Origin of the sequence: Microcoleus sp. Pol14D4 (genome assembly GCF_036701245.1) — a bacterium.
GTDB lineage: Bacteria > Cyanobacteriota > Cyanobacteriia > Cyanobacteriales > Microcoleaceae > Microcoleus.
Window position 1 is genome coordinate 1 of record NZ_JAUBQM010000163.1, and the last position, 4595, is coordinate 4595.

The 4595-nt window shown below is 42.3% G+C and carries 1 protein-coding gene; it reads right to left on the bottom strand.

What is annotated here, in order from left to right; all coding sequences use genetic code 11:
- Positions 1-4595, bottom strand: a 4595-nt coding sequence (locus QUA33_RS27650; protein ID WP_333152905.1) for an AAA family ATPase, incomplete at both ends; no start/stop codon positions are given.

Sequence of the window (4595 nt, forward strand, 5' to 3'; positions counted from 1 at the left end):
TTGTTAATTTCATGAGCGACACCAGCGACTAAGTTACCCAATGCTGACATTTTTTCACCTTGGATAAGTTGGATTTGGGCGTTTTGCAGATTAGTTAGCGCTTGTTCTAAATCTTGTGATTTTTCCTGTTCTCTGGCATAAAGTCGAGCGTTTTGTAAAGAAATTGCGACCTGAGTGCAAAGTAAGTTGAGCAGTTCCACGCGATCGCTGGTAAATGCTCCCGTTGCTACATTATTTTCTAAATACAAAATGCCTAGCAACTTACCTTGATGCAAAATCGGGCTACACAAGATACTCTTGGGTTGCTGTTGCTGAATATACGGATCGTTGCTCAATTTAGGATGCACCGTTGCATCAATAATCACCACAGGTTGTAAGCTGCGTTTAACAGTATTAATTAAGCTAACTGGCACATCAATAGAGTTTTCAATAGGTTGTGGATTGAGCAACATCGGGTAAAATTCGACTTGGGTAGTCTGGCTATTTCCACCGCTCTGGGAAAGCCGTGCTAACGCCTGAATCAGTAAACGACCTGACTCTAAAAGCATGAACACACACCGATCTGCTCCCGCATTTTCAATGACGATATCTAGCAACTTTGAAAGTAGTTTTTCGAGTTCGATTTCCCCAGAAAGGGTTTGGGAAGCTTTGAGAATGGCCGCTAAATCTAAAGCCACAGAGATGCTGCTACTGCTAGAAGTGGGGGAACTGGTGGAGGTAACACTTCCCAATGAGAAGATAGTTTCGTGAGGGAAGAAAGGAGAACGGGTTTGCTGGAGGATGGGGGCCATGAGTTGGGGATAGCGGGTTTCCAAGTCGGCGACTTTGGCTTTAGCGCCCCATCGGGCATAGCAATAGTAGGCTTCTTGCATATATCCAGCGGCAATTTTTTCTTTTCCCCAATCCAGGTAAAATTTAGCTGCTAGTTCATTAGCTAAGGCTTCTTCTTGGATATATTCGTTTTCTTTGGCTCCCGCAATGGCACAGTCATAACAGTCAATTGCCTCGGCTTTATTGCCTAAAACGCGATATTGTTCTGCGTAGATCAGATCGAGCTTATGTTGATGATTTGTAGGCGCATAATGTGCCCAGTCCTGTATTTTTTCTACGTTAGCTCGAATATTTTCAAGAATTCTGCTGTTTTCAGATTCCAATGCGTCTTCTAATACGGCTAGTTGGGTGAGGGAATCGTAAAAATAAAATACCCCCACTACAAAATTCGCTGTCACACCTCTTAAATATGCTTTGGCTGCTGCTGCATTCTCAACTGCTTCAAAAAACTGCTCAAACAAGTAGCAGAGAATTAGTTTATTAAAGTAAACGTAGAAAATAGCAGTTGCATCATTGGCTTGTTGGTGTAGTGGCAGCATCATCTGCTCGTCATAGATATTACCACTCAACTTGGTTTGCTGTTCGACCTGCTGAGTCAAATTTAAAATGGCTTGATGCAAAATCTGATTAAAATTTAGCGAATTGATCTGTTTGACTTGAGCTAATGCTTGGTTGTAGCTAGTAATTTTCCTTTCCATTACTGACAGCTCATTTCCTGCCAGATAGGCATGATAAACGTAGATGTAAATAGACAATGCGGCAAATTCTAAATCTCCTGTTTCCAACCCAATTGCATAAGCTGATTGCAATGGTTCCAAGGTTTTTTGAAGGGGTTCCCGCCAATGCCGAATATTTGCATTTACTACAAAGATCGTTCTGGCTTGAATATCTTTAGCATTAAGTTTATTGAGCAAGCTTAAAGCGAGTTGACCGAATTGATAGCCTGTCTCAATGTCTACCATAACGCCACAAAGAATTAAGCCAAAGTAGCCGTAACTAGGAGCTGAGAGCGCGGTATTGCCATATTGAATTGATAAGTTAACCTGTTCTGACACGACTAATGGCAGCAACAACGGTGCAGCCTGGTAAGCACAGGGAGCCAAACTGCCAAGAATCTGCATGGCTGCCTGTTTGAAAGGATCGGTCATTTCTGGCAATATAATCAAGTCTATGGGAGACCTGCCCGCCAAAGCAGACAGAGTTGCTTCTAGTTTGGCTTGGACATCAGACAGTTGGGGATTTTCAGGAAACTCTAACCCCAACAATTGCAAAACTTGCAGTCCCGTTTGTATGGCTTCTAGCAACTGATTTTGAGCCATACAAGCCTGCATTTTGGTATTGTAGACATTGATTTTGTCTAATAAGGTTTTAGATTGATGTAAGACGACTTCAATCAACTCCTGCATCTGCCCAAAATTGCTACTAAGATATGCTGCCTCCGCTGCTTTTCCATACAACTCTAGCGATAGGTTATATTGAGTGGACCAACTATCACTCGTCAACAGTTTAATGCCTGTAGTTAGATAGTTTAATGCAGCAACATAGGCAGTAGATACCTTGGCTTTCTGTCCGGCCCGTAAATTTAACTGGGCGACTTCATATCGCTCAGATTGCTGGTCGATCAACCCAATTCCCATATTCAGTTGATTTACAATTTCAAATATTTGGTTGTTTCTTTCTGCTGCCGTAAAGTTTCTCAATAGGAGTTGTCCGATCTTGAGGTGGGTTGCTTCTCTATGTTCCGCAGGAATTAGAAAATAAGCAGCTTGTTGGACGCGATCGTGCAGGAAACGGTAGCTTGGATTAACGGTTTCCTCTGAGTCAGACTGTTGTGTACCCTGAAAAAACTTGTAAGTCTGACTCGTGGGTAAAATCAAGCCTTCCTGCAAAGCTCTCCACAATGCTGTTGCGGCATCGGTTGAAGAAAATTCTGAAACTATCGCCAATGTCTCTAAATCAAATTGAGCGCCAATACAGGCAGCAAGTTTGAGGACATTTTGGGTTGCATCGGGTAACTTTTGCAATTGCATTGCCATGAACTCAACCACATCCGAGGTGAGCGAGAGCAATTTCACTGCTGCAATATCGCACTGCCAATGTCCTACATTGAAGTCATAAGCAATGTAGCCATCTTGATGCAAAGCTTTGAGAAATTGGGTAGCAAAGAAGGGATTGCCTTGGGTTTTTTGATAAACTAACTCACTCAAAGGTTGCGTTATAACTTTTGTACAACTGAGGGTGTCAGCAACCAAATCATTAATATGAGATTGACTCAAAGGATTTAGAGTCAGGGTATTGACGATCGCTGAGTCTTTCTTCATCTCCTCTAATGTCAGCATTAGCGGATGTGCCGGAAAGATTTCGTTATCTCGGTATGCCCCAATCGTTAGCAGATAGCCCATCTCGCTTTGACTCATCAACACCTGCATCAAGCTTAGTGAAGCTGAATCTGCCCACTGCAAGTCATCGAGAAACATTACCAAAGGATGCTCGGCTGTAGCGAACAGGGCTATGAACTTGCCAAATAACAAGTTGAAGCGGTTTAAAGCTTCACTACCAGAGAGTTCTGGGGCTGCTGGCTGTTTGCCGATAATCTGTTCGAGTTCGGGAATGACATCTATTAAAACTTGCCCATTTTCACCTAAAGCAGATAAGATTTTCTCTTTCCATTGTGCTAGCTGAGTATCGCTTTCACTCAATAGTTGTGACATCAAGTCGCGAAAAGCCTGGACAAAGGCACTGAAGGGGATGTTGCGGTTGAACTGGTCGTATTTACCTTTGATGAAGTAACCGCGTTGCCGCACAATGGGTTTATGAACTTCGTTGACGACGGCGGTTTTGCCGATCCCGGAAAACCCTGCTACTAGCATCATTTCTGTTGCGCCCAGACTGACTCTTTCAAAGGCTTGCAGTAAAGTGGCTGCTTCGGTTTCTCTACCGTAGAGTTTGTCGGGGATAATGAAGCGATCGCTGATATCTCCGTCTCCCAGTTCAAAAGATTCAATCTGACCAGTTTCTTGAACTTGAGTTAAACATTTCTCTAAATCATATTTCAGTCCTAATGCACTTTGATAGCGGTTTTCGGCATTTTTTGCCATCAATTTACTGACTATTTCGGATAAAACTAGGGGAATTTCTGGATGAATTTGATGGATGGGTATTGGCTGTTTAGCGAGATGACAATGCACTAATTCCATCGCATCTTCTGAGACAAATGGTAACGATCCTGTCAACAATTCATAAAAGGTCACACCCAGGGAATAAAAGTCACTACGATAGTCAATGCCTCGATTCATCCGTCCGGTTTGTTCGGGAGAAAGATAGGCTAATGTTCCTTCTAAGACATTGGGATTTTTAATTTCTTGGGTTTCTCGTGGTAGGAGGGATGCGATACTAAAGTCAATTAGTTTAATTTGTTTTGTTTCGGGATTAATTAAAATATTGGCGGGTTTGATATCTTTGTGAATGACTCGGTTTTGGTAGAGATAGTGGAGAATGTTTGTGAGTTGCAGAGCCAGATTGATAAATTCTGTTAAAGATAAAGATTGAGCAGGGTTGTGAGCGTTACCAACTCTGAGATAAGTAGATAGAGATACTCCTCCAAAATCCTCCATGACTAAGGCATAGCTATTTTGGTATACTTCTAGAGTCAAGGGGTGGATAATGCTAGAAAAATTAAGATTTTTAGCAATGGTGTACTGATTGCGAAACCCGACAAGTTCGTTGAAATTGGGGTATTCGTTTCGCAGTAGTTTGATGACAAC